Origin of the sequence: Nonomuraea sp. NPDC003560 (genome assembly GCF_042878785.1) — a bacterium.
In the GTDB taxonomy this organism is placed as follows: domain Bacteria; phylum Actinomycetota; class Actinomycetes; order Streptosporangiales; family Streptosporangiaceae; genus Nonomuraea.
Window position 1 is genome coordinate 401,488 of record NZ_JBIAOF010000007.1, and the last position, 22,162, is coordinate 423,649.

At 72.6% G+C, this 22,162-nt stretch carries 18 protein-coding genes; 10 read left to right on the forward strand and 8 right to left on the reverse strand.

The features are described from left to right. Nucleotides 1-22: 22 nt before the first annotated feature. Nucleotides 23-2,917: a M36 family metallopeptidase gene (locus ACFYUV_RS28415; protein WP_387673012.1), complete on the reverse strand. Its 2,895-nt coding sequence runs from the start codon at nt 2,915-2,917 to the stop codon at nt 23-25. 171 nt (nt 2,918-3,088) lie between these two features. On the opposite strand from ACFYUV_RS28415, the gene ACFYUV_RS28420 reads away from it, so the two are divergent. From ACFYUV_RS28420 to ACFYUV_RS28430, 3 genes are read left to right on the forward strand one after another with little or no spacing between them, the layout of a single operon-like run. Further along, entirely contained in the window at nt 3,089-3,835 is a 747-nt protein-coding gene (locus ACFYUV_RS28420) for an SDR family NAD(P)-dependent oxidoreductase (protein ID WP_387673015.1), read from the forward strand. A 34-nt stretch (nt 3,836-3,869) separates the two neighbouring features. Further along, nucleotides 3,870-4,217 carry an ArsR/SmtB family transcription factor gene (locus tag ACFYUV_RS28425; protein ID WP_387673018.1) on the forward strand — a complete coding sequence of 116 codons (348 nt, stop codon included), beginning with the start codon at nt 3,870-3,872 and terminating at the stop codon, nt 4,215-4,217. Further along, on the forward strand, nt 4,210-4,680 hold the full coding sequence (locus ACFYUV_RS28430) for an SRPBCC family protein (RefSeq protein WP_387673021.1): 471 nt from the start codon (nt 4,210-4,212) through the stop codon (nt 4,678-4,680). Before ACFYUV_RS28425 ends, ACFYUV_RS28430 begins: the two co-directional genes overlap by 8 nt. Nucleotides 4,681-4,684: 4 nt before the next feature. On the opposite strand, the gene ACFYUV_RS28435 is transcribed toward ACFYUV_RS28430, so the two are convergent. Continuing rightward, on the reverse strand, nt 4,685-5,806 hold the full coding sequence (locus ACFYUV_RS28435; RefSeq protein WP_387673024.1) for a hypothetical protein: 1,122 nt from the start codon (nt 5,804-5,806) through the stop codon (nt 4,685-4,687). A 95-nt stretch (nt 5,807-5,901) separates the two neighbouring features. Next, nucleotides 5,902-6,642, reverse strand: coding sequence for a lytic polysaccharide monooxygenase (locus tag ACFYUV_RS28440; protein WP_364336853.1), 741 nt, complete (start codon nt 6,640-6,642; stop codon nt 5,902-5,904). A gap of 666 nt (nt 6,643-7,308) precedes the next feature. On the opposite strand from ACFYUV_RS28440, the gene ACFYUV_RS28445 reads away from it, so the two are divergent. The 5 genes from ACFYUV_RS28445 to ACFYUV_RS28465 all read left to right on the forward strand — a co-directional run bounded on the left by ACFYUV_RS28445 (nt 7,309) and on the right by ACFYUV_RS28465 (nt 12,122). Beyond that, the gene (locus ACFYUV_RS28445; RefSeq protein WP_387673027.1) at nt 7,309-8,448 is read left to right on the forward strand and encodes a helix-turn-helix domain-containing protein; all 1,140 of its coding nucleotides are present in this window, start codon (nt 7,309-7,311) and stop codon (nt 8,446-8,448) included. A 12-nt stretch (nt 8,449-8,460) separates the two neighbouring features. Continuing rightward, nucleotides 8,461-9,036, forward strand: a complete 576-nt coding sequence (locus ACFYUV_RS28450) for an HD family hydrolase (RefSeq protein ID WP_387673030.1) — start codon at nt 8,461-8,463, stop codon at nt 9,034-9,036. Between the two features lie 277 nt (nt 9,037-9,313). Next, nucleotides 9,314-10,318, forward strand: a complete 1,005-nt coding sequence (locus ACFYUV_RS28455) for a TerC/Alx family metal homeostasis membrane protein (protein WP_364336855.1) — start codon at nt 9,314-9,316, stop codon at nt 10,316-10,318. A gap of 101 nt (nt 10,319-10,419) precedes the next feature. Next, nucleotides 10,420-11,136: a GNAT family N-acetyltransferase gene (locus ACFYUV_RS28460; RefSeq protein WP_387673033.1), complete on the forward strand. Its 717-nt coding sequence runs from the start codon at nt 10,420-10,422 to the stop codon at nt 11,134-11,136. After that, nucleotides 11,133-12,122 carry a lysophospholipid acyltransferase family protein gene (locus tag ACFYUV_RS28465; RefSeq protein WP_387673035.1) on the forward strand — a complete coding sequence of 330 codons (990 nt, stop codon included), beginning with the start codon at nt 11,133-11,135 and terminating at the stop codon, nt 12,120-12,122. The genes ACFYUV_RS28460 and ACFYUV_RS28465 overlap by 4 nt, the downstream gene beginning before the upstream one ends. Here ACFYUV_RS28465 and ACFYUV_RS28470 read toward each other — a convergent pair. From ACFYUV_RS28470 to ACFYUV_RS28480, 3 genes are read right to left on the reverse strand one after another with little or no spacing between them, the layout of a single operon-like run. Continuing rightward, nucleotides 12,083-12,967, reverse strand: a complete 885-nt coding sequence (locus ACFYUV_RS28470; RefSeq protein ID WP_387673038.1) for a carbohydrate ABC transporter permease — start codon at nt 12,965-12,967, stop codon at nt 12,083-12,085. The two genes, ACFYUV_RS28465 and ACFYUV_RS28470, sit on opposite strands and share 40 nt — an antisense overlap. A 1-nt stretch (nt 12,968) precedes the next feature. Continuing rightward, the gene (locus ACFYUV_RS28475; RefSeq protein ID WP_387673041.1) at nt 12,969-13,892 is read right to left on the reverse strand and encodes a carbohydrate ABC transporter permease; all 924 of its coding nucleotides are present in this window, start codon (nt 13,890-13,892) and stop codon (nt 12,969-12,971) included. After that, nucleotides 13,889-15,241, reverse strand: coding sequence for an extracellular solute-binding protein (locus ACFYUV_RS28480; RefSeq protein ID WP_352328308.1), 1,353 nt, complete (start codon nt 15,239-15,241; stop codon nt 13,889-13,891). The genes ACFYUV_RS28475 and ACFYUV_RS28480 overlap by 4 nt, the downstream gene beginning before the upstream one ends. Nucleotides 15,242-15,594: 353 nt before the next feature. Between ACFYUV_RS28480 and ACFYUV_RS28485 the strand changes: the two genes are divergently transcribed. Further along, nucleotides 15,595-18,006, forward strand: a complete 2,412-nt coding sequence (locus ACFYUV_RS28485) for a glycoside hydrolase family 3 N-terminal domain-containing protein (protein ID WP_387673044.1) — start codon at nt 15,595-15,597, stop codon at nt 18,004-18,006. Beyond that, complete coding sequence (locus ACFYUV_RS28490; protein ID WP_387673047.1) at nt 17,993-19,018, forward strand: LacI family DNA-binding transcriptional regulator; 1,026 nt, start codon at nt 17,993-17,995, stop codon at nt 19,016-19,018. Before ACFYUV_RS28485 ends, ACFYUV_RS28490 begins: the two co-directional genes overlap by 14 nt. Here ACFYUV_RS28490 and ACFYUV_RS28495 read toward each other — a convergent pair. Beyond that, complete coding sequence (locus ACFYUV_RS28495; protein ID WP_387673049.1) at nt 19,005-20,561, reverse strand: PQQ-binding-like beta-propeller repeat protein; 1,557 nt, start codon at nt 20,559-20,561, stop codon at nt 19,005-19,007. The genes ACFYUV_RS28490 and ACFYUV_RS28495 overlap by 14 nt on opposite strands. After that, nucleotides 20,558-22,147 carry a carboxylesterase/lipase family protein gene (locus ACFYUV_RS28500; protein WP_387673052.1) on the reverse strand — a complete coding sequence of 530 codons (1,590 nt, stop codon included), beginning with the start codon at nt 22,145-22,147 and terminating at the stop codon, nt 20,558-20,560. Before ACFYUV_RS28500 ends, ACFYUV_RS28495 begins: the two co-directional genes overlap by 4 nt. Nucleotides 22,148-22,162 lie beyond the last annotated feature (15 nt).

Consider the following 22,162-nt stretch of genomic DNA (forward strand, 5'->3'; position numbering starts at 1 on the left):
GGCCGGGCGGCCCGCCGGCGGGTCAGTGGGCGTACGCCTGGAACTCCGCCGCCCGCACCTGCTCGCGCGCCGGGCTCGCCGTGGCGCAGTCGGTCGCGGAGCCGGGGTCGGCGTCCTGCTCGCCCGCGTAGCGCGGGTTGCCGGTGCACTGGCTGCTGACCACCCGCAGCATCAGGTGGGTGGCGCTGGTCGGCGGCACCCGGAAGGAGCGCACCAGCAGGTCCGCGCCGCGCGGCCGGGGCAGCGTGGCGTCGAACGCGTCCGCCGGGCTGGTGTAGACCTTCCTGAAGCTCGCCGGGTCGGCGCAGTTCGCGGCGCAGGCCAGCACCTCGAACGCGCGCAGCGCCGAGAACCTGTTCTGCCCGCCCGGATCGGCGGCGTCGCCGACGTCGGGCCGGAGCATCGCGCTCACCTGGACCCTGCGCACCGTGACCGGACTGTCGCCCGCCAGGTCCACGACGACCGACCGGCCGGCCGGCGCGCCGGTGCGCGAGGCCCAGTTCGTGGCCTCGGTGTCGTCGATCAGCCGGGCCTGGTTGACGCCGTCGCCGGCGGCCGTCGCGCCCGCCGCGGCCGAGGCGAGGTTGCGCGGCAGCGGCAGCGGGAGCGGCAGCCTGGCCCCGGCCACCACCGGGAACGTCAGCCGCGCGTGCCCGAACCCGGCGCCCGCCACCACGAACCGGTACGTGCCCGGCGTCATCTCGACGGTGTCGCCCAGCGGCGTGGCCGGATCGGTGTCGGCGACCGGCACCGCGCGGCCCTCGTAGTCGCCCACGTAGAGCCGCAGGGCCGCGTCCCTGGCCTCGCCGAGCGGCTTGAGCTGGAGCGAGCCGTTGCGGCCCGCCGGGTCGACGAAGCTCGGCGTCGGGTCGGGGTCGTTCGGGCCGTTGCTGGCCGCGCCCTTGCCCAGGCCGTGCTCGGCGAACGCCCGCCACAAGATGTCCTGGTTCGCGCCGTCGAAGCGGATGGCGTCGGCGGCCAGGATCGCGTCCCGGTGGTCGACGTAGCTGACCGCGCCGGAGGCCATCAGCAGCAGGGCGTCGTACGAGAGCTGCGCCCACCGCCGGTTGCCCGGGCACCGGTCCACCGCCACCTTGCCGTCGGCGCAGTCGCGCTGCCGGGCCGGCGTGCCCTTGCCGTACCGCTTGACGAACGCCTCGCGGACGTCGAACTGGGTGGCGGTCCAGATCTCGCCGTCGGCGTGCACCTGCGTGCCGACCAGGTCGTAGGCGAGGTCGCTGTAGTTCAGCGGCGACCTGGACATGTCGTAGTTGCGGATGCCGCGCGTCCGGTCGCCCGTGACGTACGGGCCGATCACGTACGGGGTCGCGCCGGAGGAGCGGAAGCCGTACTCGTCCAGGTACTCCATGGCGAACAGGTCGGAGGTGCTCTCGTTCATGGCGCCTGCCTGCGCGCCGCTCCAGCCGGCGGTCGGGCCGGCGATCATGCGGCCGGAGATGGCGTGGCTGTACTCGTGGCCGATGACCGACATGTCGTAGTCGCCGTCCACGCAGGGGGCGTAGAACGAGCCGGCGATCGGCTGCCACAGGTACATGTTGGTGATCGGGGCGACGCCGTCGGGGCCGGTGATCTGGTTGGCGTTGTCGCGTACCGACGCCACGCGCGCCCCGGCCTGGGCGTTGCCCAGCTCGGGGTCGTTGCCGAGCCCGCCGCGGTCGCCGTTGTCCACCTGCATGTTCCAGGCGGACTCGGTGAAGCCGAGCCGGTAGGACCAGTCGTGCATGCGGTTGTGCATGGCGTTGAGGTTGGCGATGGCGGCCTCCAGGTCCGCCTCGCCCGGCTGGTCGAACGTCGCCGGGTCGCACTTGGCCCGGTGCCAGGTGTTGCGCCACGGATGGACGTAGTCGCGGTCGGGGGAGGGGGCGTTCGCGCGGGTGCCGACGGTGAACGGGTCGCCGTTCGCGCGGTTCTCGTACGTCCGGGCGGCGTTGCCCGCGCTGGTGTGGGTCGGCGCGCCGGTGGCGTGGTCCACGTCCCAGGCGCGGCCGGTCGCCGGGTCGCCGCCGGTGGCGAGGTCGCAGCCGGGCCCGGCCGCCTGGCACCAGGTCCGCCGGGTGTCGGTGGCGGAGTAGTCGCCGGGCGGGTTGGCCGGGAAGGCCGCCCAGCGCGGGTTCTCCGGATCGAAGTGGTCGACCAGGTTCTCGCGGGTGAGGATGCCGCCGGTGACCGCGTCCACGTGGGTGGTGTACGCCGCCGCCTCGCCCTTCCCGCCGCCGATCAGGACCACCTGGTACGCGCTGTGCACGCCGTCGGGCGCGGGCACGGCCACCTTCGTGACCTGCTTGGTCGTCGCCGTGGCCAGGTCCACGCCGCCGTCGCGGGCCGCGATCTCCAGGGCCCGCGCCTCGCTGATCACGGCGGCCGGGGGCGCGGCCTGCCCGCGGGCGAGCGAGGAGGTCACGTGGCGCACCTTCCCCCGTACGACGCCGACCGCGACGAGCCCGTCCACCCCGGACGGCAGCCCGCCGAACCGCTGGCGCAGGAGCACGGCGTGACCGGCGCCGAGGGGGTTGACCGCGACCTTCTCCAGCCCGGCGACCTCCTCCGCCGACAGCCCGAACAGCGGCTCGTTGGCGGTCAGGTAGGCGCGGGCGGCCCGTTCGGGATCCTCGCCCAGGCCCTCGGCGAGCGGCGCGGCGCCGGTGACGACGGCGGGGGTGCCGAGGGCGTTCCAGCGGATCTCCGCGCCGGCGGCCCGTGCGCCGAGCCCGGCGGGCGGCGGGACGCGGCCCTGCCGGTTGTCCAGGTCCGGCCTGCCGTGCTGCTCGGCCTGGAAGTCGTGGACGATCGGGGCCTGCCCGCCGGGTTCGCCTCGCGCGGCGCCGGTCAGGGGCAGGGCAGAGGCGGTGACCGCGAGGGCGATCACGGCGCTGCGTAACCAGGGTCTGGTGGACACGATTCCTCCTGGGAACGGAAGACGCGCGGTTGACGCCCGTCCCGCCAGAGGTAACACCGCCTCGGAGTCCTGACAAGATCGGATAAAGCCTCCAGGACTGTCCAGTTCTTGACACCGTCGCTTATTCAACCTATAGGTTGATAAACCAACGGGTTGAACAAGGAGGAAGAGATGCTTCTCCGAGAAAAGGTCGCGGTGGTCTACGGCGGCGGCGGCTCGATCGGCGGCGCGGTGGCCCGCGCCTTCGCCCGCGAGGGCGCCCGCGTCTTCCTGGCCGGCCGCACCCGGGCTTCGCTCGACAAGGTCGCCGACGACATCCGCGCGGCCGGCGGCACGGCGGAGACCGCCCTCGTGGACGCGCTGGACGAGCAGGCCGTCGACGCGTTCACCGGCTCGGTGGCCGCCCGCGAGGGCCGCATCGACGTCTCGTTCAACGCCGTCTCCGTCCAGGACGTGCAGCGCCCGCTGGCCGAGATCTCCGTCGAGGACTTCCTGCGGCCGATCCAGGTCGCCGCGCGCACCCAGTTCCTCACCATCAGGGCCGCCGTGCGGCACATGGCCGGTTCGGGGGTCGTCCTGCTGTTCGGCGGCGGCGGGCCGCAGACGCAGCCGGGGCTGGGCGGGTTCAAGGTGTCGCTGGACACCATGGAGGGCATCCGCCGCCAGTGGGCGTGCGAGGCCGGGGCGCAGGGCGTGCGCGTGGTCACCCTGATCACCGGCGGCGTGCCGGAGAGCATCCCCGACTCGTTCCCGGGCAAGGCCGCGCTGGAGGCGGAGCTGCGCGAGCCCACCCTGCTCGGCCGGCTCGCCACCCTCGCCGACGTGGGCGACGTGGCGGCGTTCGTCGCCTCCGACCGGGCCCGGACCATGACGTCGGCGACCGTGAACGTCTCCTGCGGCGCGATCGTGGACCATTAGGGTCGGGACCGCCCAGGAAGGAACGCGCGCACCGATGCCCGACGACCAGCTCAGCCTCACCTTCGCCGCCCTGGCCGACCCCACCCGGCGGGCCATCCTCGCCCGGCTGGCCGACGGCGAGGCGACGGTCAACGAGCTGGCCGAGCCCTTCGAGATGAGCCTGCAGGCCGTGTCCAAGCACCTGAAGGTGCTGGAGCGGGCCGGGCTGATCAGCCGCGGACGCGACGCGCAGTGGCGGCCCTGCCGCCTGGAGACGGAGCCCCTGGAGGGCGCCTCCGCGTGGATCGACCGCTACCGCGAACGCTGGACCGGCAGCTTCGACCGGCTCGACCAGGAGATCGGCAAGCTCCGGCACAGCGAGGAAGGACGTGACCATGGCTGAGACCGAATTCGTCATCGAACCCGGCCGCCAGGACATCATCATGATCCGCGCCTTCGACGCCCCCAGGGACGTCGTCTTCCGGGTCGTGACCGACCCGGCGCTGATCCCGCGCTGGTGGGGCCCCCACTGGCTGGACACCCGGGTGGACGCCATGGAGGTCGCGCCGGGCGGCCGGTGGCGCTTCGTCAACACCGACGCCCGCGGCCGGGAGTACGCCTTCGGCGGCGTCTACCACGCGGTCGTGCCGCCGGAGCGGTACGTGCGCACGTGGGAGTTCGAGGGCACGCCCGGCGAGGTGGCCCTGGAGACCGTCCGGCTGGAGGAGGCCGGCGGCCGTACCCGGTACGTGGCTCAGTCGGTGCACCCGTCCGTCGAGGCGCGCGACGCCATCGTCCGCGCCGACGGCCCCAAGGGCGGCGCCCAGTCCATGGACCGGCTGGCCGAGCTGCTGGGAGCGCGCTGACGCCTTACTGCGGGCAGGCCAGCCGGCAGCCGCCGAAGCGGGCTTCGTCAGGCTCAGGGAAGCGGGACTTCGGCATCCCGCGCAGCGCCTCGGCCATCGAGGCCCGCCAGATGGGTTCGGGGACGGTGGTGCCGTCCACGGTGTCGTAGCGGCGTCCGCAGACGGTCAGGCCGGTGAGCGTGGGCCGATCGCGCCCGGCGGTGGACGGGCGCCGCTGGGACCCGTCGGGGAACGTGCGGGGCTCGGACTCGTCGGGGAATCCGAGGCTGACGGCGGCGGCCAGGTCGGGGGTGTAACCGGCGTACCAGGCCGACCCGAGGTCGGGGATCCTGCCCGCCAGGCCCGCCGCGTCCCGGCCGAGGCCGCCGGTCCGCAGCAGACCGGTCACCGCGTCGGCGACGGGCGCGTCCAGAACCTGCTCGCACCGGGGGGCGAGGGCGTGCAGCACCTTGCCGGAGCCGTCGCGGACCTCCTTGACCGCCCGCGGCGCGCAGCGCAGGCCGTGGGCGGCCAGCGTGGCGTAGGTGGCGGCGACGGTGACGGTGTCCGCCTCGTTGATGCCGAGCGTGAAGGTCTCGTACTCCCGCAGCGGTGTCCCGTCGCGGCGGGCGAGGCCGAGCCGCTGCGCCGTGCGCACGGTTTGGCAGAGGCCGACCCGCTCCTCCAGCCGCAGGAAGAAGGGGTTCGGCACGGCGCGGGCGGCCGAACGCAGGGTCGTGAACGCGCCGCCGTCCTCGCCGCCGGGGCCGACGACCGTGTGGGCGGGGTCGCCGACGTTCTCGCCCTTGCAGTTGGTGAAGGAGTTGTAGCCGGTGGCCTGGAAGGAGCGGGCGCGGGGGAAGCCGTCGTCGTAACGGAAGCCGCCGGACAGCGCCGCGTCACCCGGGCGGACCTGCGCCTCGACGGCCCGTTGCGCCGCCTGCTGCGCCCGCGGATCGAGCGCGGTGGCCACGACCAGGCCGCCCCGGGTGAGCAGCCGCGGATCGATCGAGGTCAGCTCGTCGTGCACCCGGCGGCAGAAGGCGGGGTGGCGGCTGGCCGCGCAGTCGGGGGCGAGCTTCTCGACGACCTGGCCGCCGCCGTCGGTGATCACGCTGTCCCGCACCACCAGCGGGGCGACAGCCAATCGCTGCCTGTCATCGACGTCCTTCCGGAAGGGGGGTGCGGCCGGCCCGTCCATCATGGCCGACCGCACCGCCCCCGTGCACCGGAGCTAGACGATCACACCCGCTGCCACAGGGCGGGCACGTTCGGCGGCTCCCAGCCGGGCAGCGCCGTGTGCGGCTGGAGGCAGCGGTAGGTGACGTTGTTGTAGACCACCTGGTCACCCGACTTGTACGCGGTGCCCGCCGTCCAGTTGCCGGTCGGGCCCTGGGTCGGGGTCACCGTGGGGGTCGGGGTGGGCGTGGGGGTCGGCGTCGGGGTGGCGGTGGGGGTCGGCGTCGGTCCGCCGGGGCCCACCTGGAGGTCGACGCAGTTGTAGAAGGCGTTCTCCGTGTCGGCGATGTTCCAGATGGCCAGCAGCTTGATGCGCCCGGTCCGGCCGCCCAGACTGACCGTGTGCGTCACCGTCGCGCCCGGTTCCCTGCCGTGGTCGTTGAACGAGGCGATCCGGGTGCTGCCGACGTAGTAGTCCCACGTGCTGGTCGCGTGCCGGGCCTCGATGAGCCACTTGAAGTTGACCGTGTCGCCGACGGACGCGGCGGGCCAGGCCTTGCTGTCGTCGTCCAGCGGGGCCCACCGGGCGTCGCCGCCGCTGCAGTTGCGCAGGCCCTTCGGGCCCTCGACGCTCTGCGGCTCCCAGATGATCTGGCCGCAGTTCTTGACCTTGCCGGCCGCGCAGTTGGCCTGGCGGCTGGGCGGGTCGGAGATGTAACCGTGCGCCGAGGCCGGCGGGGAGAGCGCGACGACGGTGGCGACGGAGACCGCCGCCATGGCTAAGAAGGTCCATACTCTGCGCATGTCACCGTTCCTTCATGCTGGGGGATAGTCCCAAATATAAAGGAAAGTTTCCTAACGGTAAATGGCACAGTCAGCGCTTTTCCGCCCCGCAGTCAGGCTGGTGTGACGCTGTCGGGCCCGTGAAGTGCGCGCCCCACCCGGCCTATCGGGCTCGTCCGGACAGCAATTCCGTCCAGATCGCCGCAGTTGCACGGATCGAGCGAAGAGAGGTCTCGTGCACTTCGGGCTTGCCCTTGAGGTGGACGGTTCGCCGCAGGAACGCCTGCCCGCCGCCCTCGCACAGTTCGTAGACGGTGGCCTGGCAGAAGCAGGTCCAGGCCACCGGACGCGTTCGTACGAGCGTCCGGTACGGCTTGTGCCATCGCAGCCGAGTATGACCGTGCTGAGCGGGGGGGACGTGAGGGCTCAGGCACTTGTCAGACGGGAACACAGTGCACCACGTGCTGTGGATGGCATGGAGCCGTCTGCCGGTCTTCTGCGCCATCGGTGCCCCTGACGGTCTTCGTCCCGAGTGATGATTCCATTGATCCACCTGAAGAAGCCGGTCGCGCCAGCCCCTTGCGAGCTACGCTGGATCGGCTTGTCGTGCTGGTGGCAACGCTATGAACAGCGCGGACGTCGCAGAACTGACCGGAAGTACGAGTACGGACGGCGGTGGCTCCTGTCATGACCTCCCAGGGCGTGGGAACCCTGACGGCCGGTCGGGGCAATGCCGAGCACGGCCGGGAGGGCCGGATCTCCGGCTATGTGCTCAAGGTCATCCGTGAGTCCACCGGGACGACCCAGGAACGGTTCGCCGAACTTCTCGGTCTGGACGTCACGACGATTCAGGGTTGGGAATCCGGACGCCGCCCGCTGATGGCGATCTCCACAGGGACGTATCTGTCGTTGCGGCACTGGCTCCTGCGGCTCGGCATCCGAGCGCGTCTGCTCTTCCAATTGGACATGGCCCTTGAAGCCGATCGGTTCGTCGGCTACGTGCTCGGCACCGAGCCGGGGAAGGCCCGGACCGAAGATCATCCACTGGCCTCATGGGTGATCACACGTCCGTTCACCGACCTCGTGGCCTGGCCGTTCACCAGGACGGCACCGTCGGCCATGGCGGGAGCCGCGCGGGGGACCGGCCGCCGGGGGCCCGTGGCCACCTCACCTTCGCTTCTGCCCGACGAACGCGCGCACTTCTTCGAGCACCTGAAGGTGGTGGCCGAGCGTGCCGACACGGGCCGGGCGGACGGCATGTTGCTGCGCCGCCAGGCCCGCTATGTCGCCGGCTTCGACGACACCGCGGACACCGCGGACTGGCTCACAACGATGCAGCGCGCCGAAGAACGTCGGATGAGCCGGGCGGCCGGGTGGACGCCGTCATGGGCCGTTGTCCGGTCCGGCGCCCACTCGCTGGCCAGGATCGGCGACCGCGAGGGGTTGCAGCACTTCATCCGCGTCCATCTGGCCGACGAGGTCTGCGAGGTGGCCAACCTCAACTACTGGGCCTACTGGCTCGGGGAGGTGGGCGAACCCCAGTCGGCGGATACGTTCATGATCGAGCTGAGACCGGATGTGTGGCGCGGGACCGAGCTTCTCCGGCATTTGACCGGCAAGCTGAACTCCGCGAATCCTTACCTCGACGTGGTGGCCCACACACTGTGGGCGCTGGTCATGCTGCGCCCCTCGACCTTGGACAGTCAGACCGTGGACGCCCTCAGGGACGCGGCTGCCCGCACCCTGGACGAGGCCATCGCGTCAGCACAGTCCCAGCGCGAGCTGGAGGCGGTCATCTACGCTCTGCGCATGATCCACCGAGGGTGAGAAGGGACTTCCATGGCGGAGGAACTGGCGAGGTTGACGGGCCTGCTGTACGAGATCGGACTGCTCAAGCGCTACAAGCGCACAGGCTGGCTGGTCGCGGGGGTGCGCGACCCTGAGAGCATCGCCGATCACTCCTTCCGGACAGCGATCATCGCGAGTGTGATCGCGGCTCTGGAGGGCGGCAACCCCGAGCGCGCGGCGTTCATGAGCCTGTTCCACGACACCCAGGAAACCCGTGTCACCGACATTCCCTACGTCGGCAAGCGTTACTTGACGGCGGCGCAGAACGAGGAGGTCACCGCCGACCAGGTACGCGGTCTTCCGGAGTCGGTGGCGGAGATGCTGGGTGGCGCGGTCGGTGAGTACGAGGGGCAGACCAGCCTTGAGGCCCTCTGTGCTCGTGACGCCGACAAGCTCGAATGCCTGATGCAGGCCGTCGAGTACCGCGAGCAGGGGCACCAGAACGTCCAGCCGTGGATCGACAGCTCGCTCGCCGCGCTCCGGACGGCGTCCGCGAAGCGCCTCGCGGACGAGGTGCTCAGCACGGGATCGCTGGAGTGGATGGTGCGCGTGCTCAACGGAGACTGAGTCACCCGGCGCTCACCGAACCGAGGAGCGCATGACCCGTGGCGAGCAGGTGCAGACCATGCCTTGGGCCTGCGTTCTCGCAGCCGTCGCGGATGGGGACCGCCCAACAGGTGGTGACATGTCGTGACTTCGCCTAGGCTGAGGGTGCCGAGGGGAGTACTTCGCAAGCGCCGGCCCGGTCAGTACGGACGTCCCAGACGTCCCCGGGCGGCCGCCCGTGCGATCGGCGCACGGGCGAAGGAGACCTCGAACGATGACGCGCGTTCGAGGAGGACCCATGCCCCCGGGCACATTGCAGGCTGCCCCCGCCCTGACCACCATCGCCACGCCCACCCTCTGGCTGGTCGCGATCGCCGGGCTCGTGCTGCTGCTGGCGCTGGATCTTCTCTTGACCAGGCGCCCGCACGAGGTCCGCATGCGCGAGGCGGCCGGCTGGTCGGTGTTCTACCTGGTGCTGCCGGTGATCTTCGGCTTCTACCTGTGGGCGGACCACGGCGGCGGCGTCGCCGTGGAGTTCTTCACCGGGTTCGTGGTGGAGAAGTCGTTGTCGGTGGACAACCTGTTCGTGTTCATGCTGCTGCTGGCCGCCTTCGCCGTCCCGCCGGCGCTGGCCCGGCAGGTCCTGCTGTACGGGATCGTCGGGGCGCTCGTCCTGCGCGGCATCTTCATCTGGCTCGGCGCCGCCGCCCTCCAGAGCGGCACGTGGGCGTTCCTGCTGTTCGGCGCGATCCTCATCGTCACCGCCGGGAAGATCCTCAAGGACGTGCTCGGCGGCCACGAGCAGCAGGTGGACATCTCCTCCATGCGCAGCGTCCGGCTGGTGCGCCGGTTCGTGCCGGTCACCGACGACTACCGCGGCTCCCGGCTGGCCGTGCGCGAGGGCGGGCGGCTGGCCCTGACGCCGCTGGCCCTGGCCGCCGTCGCCGTCCTGGGCACGGACATCGTCTTCGCCGTGGACTCCGTGCCGGCCGTGTACGGCGTGACCGAGGACCCGTTCCTGGTCTTCGCCACCAACGCCTTCGCGCTGATGGGCCTGCGGGCGCTGTACTTCGTGCTGCAGGGCGTCCTGGCCAAGCTGCGCCACCTCAACCACGGGCTGAGCGTCATCCTGGCCTTCATCGGGGTCAAGCTCATGCTGCACTGGGCGCACGGCGTCTGGGACTGGATGCCGCAGATCCCGACGCTCGCCTCGCTCGGCGTGATCGTCGCCGTCCTGACCACGGTCACCCTGACCAGCCTGTACGCCAACCGCCGCGACCGCGAGAAGGAGGCCGCGAGCTAGTTCACCGCTCCGACGCCTGGGTGCCCCCGACGCGAGAGCCGGCCGTCATGTCGGCATGACGACATGGTCGCGAGACGCTTTCAGGGAAGGACCCCGCGCCCATGACGATCTCTCTTGACACGAGCCGGTACACGGTCGGCATGGCCACGAGCCCCGCCGACCTCCAGGCGGCCCAGCGGCTGCGGTACGAGGTCTTCGCCGAGGAGATGGGGGCGCGGCTCGACAGCCCGGTCTCCGGCCTCGACGTGGACCGGTTCGACGCCTACTGCGACCACCTCCTGGTGCGGGAGGGGCGGCGGGTGGTGGGGACGTACCGGCTGCTGCCGCCGGGGCGGTCCGACCGGCTCTACTCCGACGGCGAGTTCGACCTGCGCGCCCTCGCCCCCATCCGCAACAACCTGGTCGAAGCAGGACGTACCACCGTGCACCCGGACCACCGGGACGGCGCGGTGGTCGCGCTGATGTGGGCCGGGATCGCCCGGTACATGGTGAGCGGCGGCCACCGGTGGCTGGCGGGCTGCTGCTCGGTGCCGCTCGACGACGGCGGCGCGCTGGCGGCCGGGGTGGCCGGACGGGTGCCGCTCGGCCCCGAGGAGCACCGGGTCACGCCGCACGTGCCCTGGGCGGCCGACGGCGCGCCGCGCACCGACCGGTTCGTGCCGCCCGCGCTGCTCCGCGGCTACCTGCGGCTGGGCGCGTGGGTGTGCGGGCCGCCCGCGCACGACCGGGACTTCGGCACGGCCGACTTCTTCGTGCTGCTCTCGATGGCCCAGGCGAACACCCGCTACCTGCGTCACTTCCTGGGCGGGACGCCGTGACCGGCCCCTGGCTGCGTACGGGCCCGTGCACGCCGGACATGTGCGTGGGGGCGGCGGTCGTCGGCGCGGGGGCGGTGCGCCGGGCGCTGCGGCTGCTCGCGGCGGCCCTGGTGGTGCTGGCCGGGGTGCCGGTGGCGCTGGCGTTCCGCCACGCCCGCCCGGACGTGCGGGCGCGCGTCACCGGACGGTGGGCCCGGCTCCTGCTGCGCGCCCTGGGCATCCACCTGGACCTCGTCGCCGAGGATCCGGCGGAGGCGCCCCGGCCGCCGGCCGGGGCCGGGGCCGGGGCCGGGGTTGGGGTCGGGGCCGGGGCCGGGGTCGAGTGCGGGGCCGGGGTCGGGGCCGCGGGGTCAAGGGGAGGTGGGGAGGCCGGGGTGCTGGTCGTGGCGAATCACGTGTCGTGGCTGGACCCGCTGGTCGTCGCGGCCGCGGTGCCCGCGCGCCCGCTGGCCAAGCGGGAGATCGCCGCCTGGCCGGTCGTCCGCACGCTGGCCGCGGGCTCGGGCGCGCTGTTCATCGACAGGGAACGCCTGTCCGCGCTGCCGTCGGCGGTCGCCGCCGTGGCCGCGGCGCTGCGGGCGGGCGACACCGTCGTGGCCTTCCCCGAGGGCACCACGTGGTGCGGGCTCGGCATGGGCGACTTCCGGCCGGCGGTGTTCCAGGCGGCGATCGACGCGGGCGCCGCCGTACGGCCCGCCACGCTGCGCTACCGCGAGGACGGCCGGCCCTCGACCCGCGCCTGCTACGTGGGCGAGGACTCGCTGCTCGCCTCGGTGCTCCGGGTGACCGCGACCCGGCGGCTGGCCGTCGAGGTGCGCCTGCTGGCCCCCCTGCGCGCCGCGCCGCCGGCCGGCCGCCGGCGGGCGCGCGCCGTCCTGGCCGGGGACGCCGAGGCCCTGGTACGCGCCGCGATGGACGGCCCTCCCACGCGGGGGAGGACCGCCGCTCACTTGCCGAAGCCCGCGGTCAGCCCGCTGAGCAGCTGACGGCGGCCCACCACGTAGAGGATCAGGATGGGCAGCGTGGTCAGGACGACCGAGGCGAGCACGGCGGGCACGTTCACGCTGTACTGGCCCTGGAACGTCCACAACGCCAGCGGCAGCGTGCGCTTGTCCGGGCTCTGGGTCAGGATCAGCGGCAGCAGGAAGCCGTTCCAGATCGTCAGCGCGTTGTAGATCGTCACCGTCACCACGGCCGGACGGGTCAGCGGGAAGGTCAGCCGCCAGAGCATGCCCCAGTCGGTGGCGCCGTCCAGCCGCATCGACTCGAACAGCTCCTTGGGCACGTCCCTGATGAAGTTGGACAGCACCAGCACCGACAGCGGGATCGCGAACGCGATGGAGGGCAGGATCATGCCCAGCAGCGAGTCGTACAGGTGCAGCCGGATGATGATCAGGTAGATCGGGATGATCGTGGCCTGGAGCGGGATCGCCAGCCCCATCAGGAACAGCGAGTTCACCCCGCCCAGGAAGCGCCCGCCGCCGCGCACGATCGCGTACGCCGCCATGAACGACACCCCGACGGCCGGGATCACCGCGCCGAGGGTGACGAGGAGGCTGTTGAGGAAGTACAGCGCGAAGTCCGACTCCAGCACCAGCTTGTAGGCCCCCAGCGTCGGCTCCGCCGGCGGCGCGAGCGGGTTGGAGGCGTAGTAGGAGCTCTGCTCCTTGAAGCTGGTGATGACGATCCAGTAGATCGGGACCACCACGATCGCCAGCCAGATCCACCCGGCCACCCCGGCCACCCAGTTGCGGCGGGCGGCGGCCGGGCCGCCCGCCCGCCGGGCCGCCCCGGCGGCCCGCCGCGCCGGCTTCGTCAGCGTCGTCGCCATGTCAGGCCCCTTCCAGCTGACTCGCCGAGGCGTCGCGGCCGCCCAGGCGGCGCAGCAGCAGCGCCAGCGCCAGCCCCACGAGGACGAGGATGACCGCGATCGCGCTGGCCGGGCCCATCAGGTTGGCCTGGAACCCCCGCTTGTACATGTCCAGGGCGAGCACCCGGGTGGCGTCGCCGGGCCCGCCCGCGGTCAGCACGAAGATCAGGTCGAAGAACGTCAGCGACCCGACCACCATCAGCGTCGAGGACGTGATGATCGTGTACTTGAGCTGCGGCAGCGTGATGCTGAAGAACGTGCGCACCCGGCCCGCGCCGTCGAGCTGGGCGGCCTCGTACATCGAGCGCGGGATCTGCCGCACGCCGCCCTGGTAGATCAGCGAGTGGAACGGGATGAACTGCCACGACACCACGAAGATCACCACGCTGAAGGCGAGGACGGGCTCGCCCAGCCAGTCCTGGGCCAGCAGGTCGAGGCCGAGCCCGGCGCCGAGCCCGAAGTTCGGGTCGAGCAGCGCCTTGTAGGTGATGGCGATGGCGGCCGAGCTGAGCAGCAGCGGGATGAAGTAGAACACCGACAGCACGGCCCGGTAGCGCTGCCGGCCGGCCAGGAACACCCCGAGCAGGATGCTGGCCGGCGTCTGCACCGCCCAGGACGCGGCCATCACCAGGAACGTCACCCACAGCGCGTGCGGCAGCCCGGGGTCGGCGAGCACGGCCTGCCAGCTCGACAGGCCGGCGAAGCCGATGTCGCCCAGCCCGTCCCAGGAGGTGAAGCTGAGGACGAGGACCCCGATCAGCGGGATCACGCCGAAGGCGACGAAGAGCAGCAACGCCGGGACGGCCAGCCAGGCGAGGGCGCCGCGGCCCCCTCGCCCGGCCGCCGCCGGCGCCCGCCGCCCGGCGGGGATCGGGATCACGCTCACTTGCCGATGACCGCGTTCATGTTCGTCTGGAACTGCTGCGGCGAGATGGACAGCTGGAACAGCTTGGCGATGTTGTCCAGCAGCACCTCGGCGGCGGTTGGGCTGAGCGCCTGGTCCCACGACTGGGCGAAGGTCTTGGCGTTGCTGGCGATGCCGTAGACGAACTTCAGGAACTCGGCGTCGGGGGAGGAGGCGAAGGCCGCGTCGGCGCCCTTGACGATCGGCACGGCCCCCGTGTCCGCCCACTCCTTGACCTCGGTCTGGTCGAGCACGCCGCTGGTGAAGAACTTCTTGGCGATCTCCTTCTGCTCGGGGGTGGCCTTGGCGGAGATCGACAGGTACTGGCCGGGGTTGCCGACGGTGTTGCTCGGGTCGCCCTTGCCGCCGTCCACGGGCGGGAAGTTCATGTAGCCGAGGTGGCCGCCGGGGACGAAGTCGCCGCCGTCGTTCTTCATGCCGCCGTACGTCCAGCCGCCGTGCAGCATCATCGCGGCCTTGCCGGTGTAGAGCAGCGCCTGGTCGGCGTTGGAGTCGGCGGTGATGGAGGAGAAGCCCTTGATGAAGCCGTTCGCCTTGATCAGGTCCTGCATCTTGGTCAGGGCGTCGAGGGCGGCGGGGTGTGACCAGGCGTCCTTCTGGCCCTCGAACACCGCCTGGAACACCTCGGGGCCGCCGATCCGGTCGAACAGGAACTCCAGCCACATCATGTTGGTCCAGCGCGACTGGCCGCCGAGCGAGAACGGCGCGATGCCCTTGGCGTTGATCTTGGGCACGATGTCCATGATCTCGCCCCAGGTCGTCGGCGGCTGCACGCCGACCTTCTCCAGGACCTCCTTGTTGTAGTACAGGACGATCGGCTGCACGGTCTCGCACGGCATCGCGTAGATCTTGCCGTCCACGGTGGCCGCGCCGAAGGAGGAGGGGAACAGCCGGTCCTTGACGGCGGCGTTCTCGGAGAACCAGGACGTGAGGTCCTCCACCTGGCCGGCCTGCACGTAGCTGCGCAGCGTGCCGCCGCCCCAGCCCCAGATCAGCGTGGGGGCCTGGCCGGCGCCGATGGCCGTCTTGATCTTGGTCTTGTAGGCGTCGTTCTGGAACGCCGTGCCCTCGATCTGGGTGGTGGGGTTGGCCTTGTTGAAGCGCTCGATCGCCCGGCGGCGCACGCCTTCCTGCGGCTCGACCGACAGGTACCAGTAGGTGGCCTTGGCGCCGCCGCCGCCACCGCCGGTCGGGCCGCCGCCACCGGCGCGGGTGGGGCCCGACGTGCCGCAGGCGGCGAGCGCGGCTCCCAGGGGCAGCCCCATCGAGAGGCTGAGGAAGGTGCGGCGAGAGGTTGTCCTGGTCTCCACGCTGATCTCCGTACTCGAATGCCGTGGCCTGGCCGCGGCTCGGTTGTCCTTGGGACGCGTTGGCCGGCGGTCGGATCGGCAAACCCCCCAATGCCGCTCGTCCGCTCGCCGTTGAGTGAACTAGTCGAAACATTTGCGACATGACCGCGCGGCACGTCAATCTAGATTTCGACCATTTCCCTGTCAAGACCTCTGTCGCGGAAACGGAGCTGGGCGGCGGCCGGGCCTGTGTAGTAATCTCGCGCGGGCATCTAGCTGGCTATTCTGCCCCAGTTGCGGCATTGTGCAGGTGGCGGGCCCAGCTCCGAAATGTTTCGAAACTTTGCGGCAGAACTCTTGAAGGAGTGCAGTTCATGACGGCTCTAGATCGGACCCCGGCAGATCGGGTCCTCGGTCCGTGGCTGGACCCGGCGCTTCCCGTGGCCGAGCGCGTCGAGGCCCTCCTTCAGGAGTTGACGCTGGAGGAGAAGGTCGCCCAGCTCGGCAGCCGGTGGGTGGGCAACGACATGGCGCACGAGGAGGCGGCCCCCGCCCCCGACCCGGACGGCACGGGCACCCACAACGTGGCCCCCATGCAGGACGTTTTCGCCGCCTCCGGCACCGTGCCCCTGCGCGAGGCCGCCCGGCACGGGCTCGGCCACCTGACCCGCGTGTTCGGCAGCGTCCCGGTGACGGTGGCCGAGGGCGCCGCCGAGGTGGTGCGGCTGCAACGCGAGGTCGTCGGGCTGTCCAGGCTCGGCATCCCCGCCCTCGTGCACGAGGAATGCCTGACCGGTTTCACCACCTACGGCGCCACCGTCTACCCGGCGGCCATCGCCTGGGCCGCCACCTTCGACCCCGGCCTGGTCGAGCGCATGGCCGCGGCCATCGGGCGGGACATGCGCTCAGTGGGCGCCCACCAGGGCCTGTCCCCGGTGCTCGACGTGGTCCGCGACTACCGGTGGGGCCGGGTCGAGGAGACGATGGGCGAGGATCCGTACCTCGTCTCGATGCTCGGCGCGGCGTACGTGCGCGGCCTGGAGAGCGCCGGCGTGATCGCCACGCTCAAGCACTTCGCCGGGTACTCGGCCTCGCGGGCCGCCCGCAACCACGGCCCGGTCCCGATGGGCCGCCGCGAGCTGATGGACATGATCCTGCCGCCGTTCGAGGCGGCGATCACCCTGGGCGGCGCCCGTTCGGTGATGAACTCCTACTCCGACGTGGACGGCGTGCCCGCCGCCGTCGACTCCTGGCTGCTGACCGAGCTGCTGCGCGAGGAGTGGGGGTTCACCGGCACCGTCGTGTCCGACTACTGGGCGGTCCCGTTCCTGGCGACCATGCACCAGGTGGCCGCCGACCCGGCGGACGCGGGCGCGCAGGCGCTGGCCGCCGGCGTGGACGTCGAGCTGCCCGACACCCTCGGCTTCGGCGCCCACCTGGTCGAGCGGGTGCGCCGGGGCGAGCTGCCCGAGTCGCTGATCGACCGCGCCGCGCGCCGGCTGCTCACCCAGAAGGTGCAGCTCGGCCTGCTCGACCCCGGCTGGACGCCGGAGGGCTCGGTCGCCGGCGCGCCGGACGTCGAGCTGGACTCGGCCGCCAACCGCGCCCTCGCCCGCGAGCTGGCCGAACGCTCGATCGTGCTGCTCGACCCCGGAACGGCGCTGCCGCTGCGCGCGGGCCTCGGCCGGATCGCCGTCGTCGGCCCGTGCGCCGACGACCCGCGCACGTTCATGGGCTGCTACGCCTTCCCCAACCACGTGCTGCCCCGCTACCCCGGGCTCGGGCTCGGCGTCGAGGCCCCGACCGTGCTGGACGCGCTGCGCGCCGAGCTGCCCGGCGCCGAGATCGTGCACGAGCCGGGCTGCGCGGTCCAGGGCGGCGACCGGTCCGGGTTCGCCGCGGCGGCCGCCGCCGCCCACGCGGCCGACCTGTGCGTCGCGGTCGTGGGCGACCTGGCCGGGCTGTTCGGCCAGGGCACGTCGGGCGAGGGCTGCGACGCCGAGGACCTGCGGCTGCCCGGCCTCCAGGGGGACCTGCTGGCCGAGCTGTTCGCGACGGGCACCCCGGTCGTCGTGGTGGTCGTCTCCGGCCGCCCGTACGCGCTGGGCGAGGCGCACGCCGGAGCCGCCGGGCTGGTCCAGGCGTTCATGCCGGGAGAGGAGGGCGGCGGGGCGATCGCCGGTATACTGAGCGGTCGTGTCCAGCCTGGAGGCAAGCTTCCCGTGCAGATACCCCGCCATCCTGGCGGGCAGCCGGGCACCTACCTGCAGCCCCCGCTCGGAGCCGACAGCAAGGGCATCAGCAACCTCGATCCCACCCCGCTGTTCCCCTTCGGGCACGGCCGCTCCTACACCTCCTTCGAGGTCGGCGACCTGCGGATCAGCGCCGCCGAGGTCCCGACCGACGGCGAGTTCACCGTCTCGGTCCGCGTCGCCAACACCGGCGGCCGGGCGGGCGACGAGGTCGTGCAGCTCTACCTGCACGACGTCCTCGCCCAGGTCACCAGGCCGGTGAAGCAGCTCACCGGCTTCGCCAGGGTGCACCTCGAACCGGGCGAGAGCAGGCGGGTCTCCTTCCTCGTCCACACCGACAGGACCGCCTTCACCGGGCGCGACCTGTGGCGCGTCGTGGAGCCGGGAGACGTCGAGGTGCTCGTCGGCACGTCCGCCGCCGACCTGCCGTGCCGCGGCGTGGTCCGGCTGACCGGGCCGACGCGGCCCGCCGGCGCGGGCAGGCGGCTGGTCACACCCGTGGAGATCCGAGGAGGAACAGATGCCGGCTCCTAGGCGCGCCACGCTGGCCACCGTCGCGGCCTCGGCCGGCGTGTCCGTCGCCACCGTCTCCAAGGTGCTCAACGGCCGCAGCGACGTGGCACCGGCGACCCGTTCGCTGGTGCAGTCGCTGCTCCAGCAGCACGACTACGTGCCCGCCACGCCGCGCCGCGGCGAGGCGGGCGGCCCCGCCACGGTCGAGGTGCAGTTCGACGACGACCTCAACGCCTACTCCACCGAGATCATCCACGGCGCGATCGAGGCCGGCGACGAGCTGGAGACGTCGGTCGTCGTCAGCATCAGGAAGAGCCACCAGCGCACCGGCGGCTGGGCGCGCGACCTGGTCGCCGCCGGGCGGCGGGCGCTCATCGTGGTGACCAGCGAGCTGACCGGCGCGCAGCTCGGGGCGCTGACGCGGGCCCGGCTGCCGCTGGTCGTGATCGACCCGCTCAACCTGCCGACCACGAGCGTGACCAGCGTCGGCTCGACGAACTTCGCCGGCGGCCTGACCGCCACCCAGCACCTGCTGTCGCTGGGCCACCGCCGCATCGCCTACATCGGCGGCCCGCCGACCTCGGCCTGCAACCAGGCCCGCCTGCACGGCTACCGCGCGGCGCTGGAGGCGGCCGGCGCGCCCGAGCCGTCCGGCTACGTGCGCACCGCCCACTTCCACTACCAGGACGGCCTGGTCAACGGCGCGAGCGTGCTCGACCTGCCGGAGCCCCCGACCGCGATCTTCGCCGGCTGCGACGAGATCGCGCTCGGGGTCATGGAGGCCGCCAGGTCGCGCGGCCTGCGCATCCCGGAGGACCTGAGCATCGTCGGCTTCGACGACACCCAGATCGCCCGGATGGCCTCGCCGCAGCTCACCACCGTGCGCCAGCCGCTGCGCGAGATGGGCCGGGCGGCCCTGCGCACCGCGCTGCGGCTGGCGGCCGGCGAGCGCATCGACTCCCACCACGTCGAGCTGGCGACCGAGCTGGTGGTGCGCGGCTCGACCGCCCCGGCGGCGCCTACGGAAGGCTGAAGGCCAGGAACACCGACCCGTACGGGTTCGGGTACGGCGTGAAGGAGTACCCGGACTGGACGAACAGCATGCCGTGCGACACCACGGCCCCGCCGCCGCCCGAGACGGCCCCGCCGCGCCCGGTCAGGCCGTTGACACCCTGCACCTCCTGCATGGTGTCGTAGGCCCACACGACCTCGCCGGTGCGCGCCGAGTAGGCCCGCATCTTGCCGTCCATGCTGCCCTCCCAGACCAGGCCGGGCGTGCTGGAGACGGCCGGGGTGTGGCCGAGCCGGCAGACGTTCGGGTACTGGGCCGCGCCGCCGGTGGCGCAGCCGTCGGCCGGGTTGGGCGTCTCCCACAGCAGGTGCCCGGTGGCCGGGTCGAGGGCGAACAGGGTGCCGGGCTGGGCCATGTACGTGGCCACGTACAGGCGCTGCCCGTCGAAGGAGGTGCCCCACTGGACGCCGGACAGGCCGCCGCCGGGCATCGGCTTGGACAGCTGCCGCTGCCAGACGATCTTCCCGGTACGGGCGTCGAGCACGTGGTACACGCCCGCCTTCTGCCCGATGCCGACCAAGGGCCGCCCGCCCGCCCGGAACAGGTTGGGCGCGGCCCCGAGGTCGAAGTCGAGCGCGGTGCCGTCGGGGAGGTTGGGGCAGTACTCGCGGTCCTCGGGGGTGGGCAGCGAGCACTCCAGCCGCCAGGTGTCCACGTCGGTCATCCGCCGGGTCCAGCGCGGGCGGCCGGTGTCGATGTCCAGCGCCAGCACCGAGTCGTAGTGGCCGGCGCTGCCGGTGTAGTTCTGGCCGGTGCCGACGTAGAGGGTGCGGGTGACCGGATCGAGGGCGGGGGAGCTCCACACGCCGCCGCCCGAGGGGGCGTACCGGGGGACGCCGTTGGGCCAGGTGCCGTCCTGGCGGGCCTTCGGGACGGTGTTGAAGCGCCAGACCGGGCGGCCGGTGTCGGCGTCCATGGCGTCGAGGTGGCCGCGGAAGGTGCAGCAGGCGTGCTCCTTGCCGAGGATGTTCTCGCCGCTGGAGACGCCGACGTAGACGCGGTCGCCGAAGACCAGGGGCGAGCTGGTCACGATCGCCGTGACGGTGTCGTCGAGCCGGCGGGCCCAGGCCAGCCGGCCGGTGCGCTGGTCGACGGCGTAGAACCAGCCGCGCACGTCGCCGAAGTACACCTTGCCCCTGGCCACGGCCGGGCCGTCCTGCACCTGGGTGCGGCCGGTGCCGACGGTGGTCAGGTCGAACTCCCAGCGGGCGGCGCCGGTGGCGGCGTCCCTGGCGTAGAGCTTGCCTTCGGGGGAGCCGAAGTACACGGTGTCGCCCACGACGGCGGGCTGGCTGCGCGGCGTGCCGGCCTCCTTGGGATAGGCGAAGGCCCACTTCAGCGCGAGGCCGCCGACCGTGCGCGGGTTGATCGCGCGTTCGGCCGCGTTGTGCCGCCAGCCCAGCGGGCCCTGCTGCCACATGGGCCAGTCGCCGCCGGTCGCCGCCTGCGCGGGCGCGGGGCCCTGCAGCAGCGCGAGGCAGAGGACGGTCAGCAGCCGGATCATGAGGTCGCCTCCTTGTTCCAGAACGCGCACTGGTGCTGCCTGGCGATCTCCCGCGTCACCTGGCTGTCACCGGCCGGGGCCAGGGACATGACGGCGGGGTCGGTGCGGGTGTACCGGGGCCACAGCGGGGTCCCCTCCGCGGTCGGGTCGCCGGTCCGGGCGAAGCCCGTCCACTGGGCGACGAGCTGGGCGCCGAAGGAGCGCTGGTTGGCGTCCAGGTCCTTGACGTCGGAGTAGAGGAAGGGCACCTCGCTGATGTGGAAGGCGCCGTTCGGCTTGGCCTGGTCGAGGAAGAACAGCGGCGGCGCGTCGGTGTTGTCCACCTGGAAGGCGTACACCGGGAGGTGCGCGGCCAGCCGTTCGTCGTTGAGCAGCGCCGGGCAGACCGAGTTGCTGTCGGCCACGATCGTCCGGTACGCGATGAACGCCGCCGGAGCGGGGAACCTGGCCAGCGGGTAGCGGGCGAGCACCTCGGGGGCGAGGGGGCCGTACTGCCGGCGGACCAGGGTCTCGTACTCGGCCGGGGTGTTCGCGGCGGGGAGCTGGACCTCGTCGCGGCCCACGCCGTGCATGAGGGCGACCTTGTTGACCTTGCCCCTGGCGAACGCCCGGGACGGCGACATGGTCAGGATGCGGCCGTCCACGATGGGGGCGATCGTCCCGCGGTCCGGGCCGAGCCCGTCGCCGGACTGGTCGAGCAGCGCCTTGACCGGCTTGGCCCGCAGGCACGCGGCCGGGTCGGCGGCCTGCTCGCAGCCCAGCGCGGCGGCGAACCGGCCGCCCTGGGCCTGCGCCTCGGCCTGCGTGGGCAGCTCGGCCTTGCAGTCCTGCGGCTGCCAGAAGGTGTTCACGCCGCGCAGCGAGTTGTACTCGCCGCTCTGCACGATCCCCTTCTCGAACAGGCCCTTCGCGGTCGGCGACGCCGTGTGCGCGCAGACGCTCGACCCGCCGGCGCTGGCCCCGAAGATCGTCACGTTGCCGGGGTCGCCGCCGAAGCGGGCGATGTTGCGCCGCACCCAGCGCAGCGCCTCCTGCTGGTCGGACAGGGCGTAGTTGCCGGCGTTCCGGCCGAAGGCCCGGTGGGACAGGAAGCCCAGGACGCCCAGCCGGTAGCCGACGCCGACGTGCACGACGTCGCCGGCCTTCGCCAGGTAGGAGCCGTCGGAGGGGGCGCCGTACCGGAAGCCGCCGCCGTGGAACTCCACCATGACGGGCAGGTTCCGCGCCCCTTCGGGGGCGGCGACGTTGAGTTTGAGGCAGTCCTCGTCCTCGGAGGGGGCGCCGAGCAGCTCCGCCTGCGGGCAGGGGCTGCCCCGCCCGGTGCCGGAGAACACGCCGGGCCAGGGCGTGGCCCGGCGCGCGGGCGTCCAGCGCAGGTCGCCGACGGGCGGGGCTGCGTAGGGGATGCCGAGCCAGGAGCGCAGGCCCTCGCCCGCGATCCCGCACACCTGGCCCGAGTCGGTGGTGACGGTCGTGCCGGGCGCGCAGGCGGGCGCGCCGCGCGGGGCCGCCTGCGAGGGCGGCGTCGTCAGGCTGAGCGACGCGATCACGACGAGCGCGCTCAGCCCTGGTCGGAGCTTCAACATGCGCAAGTTCCCTCG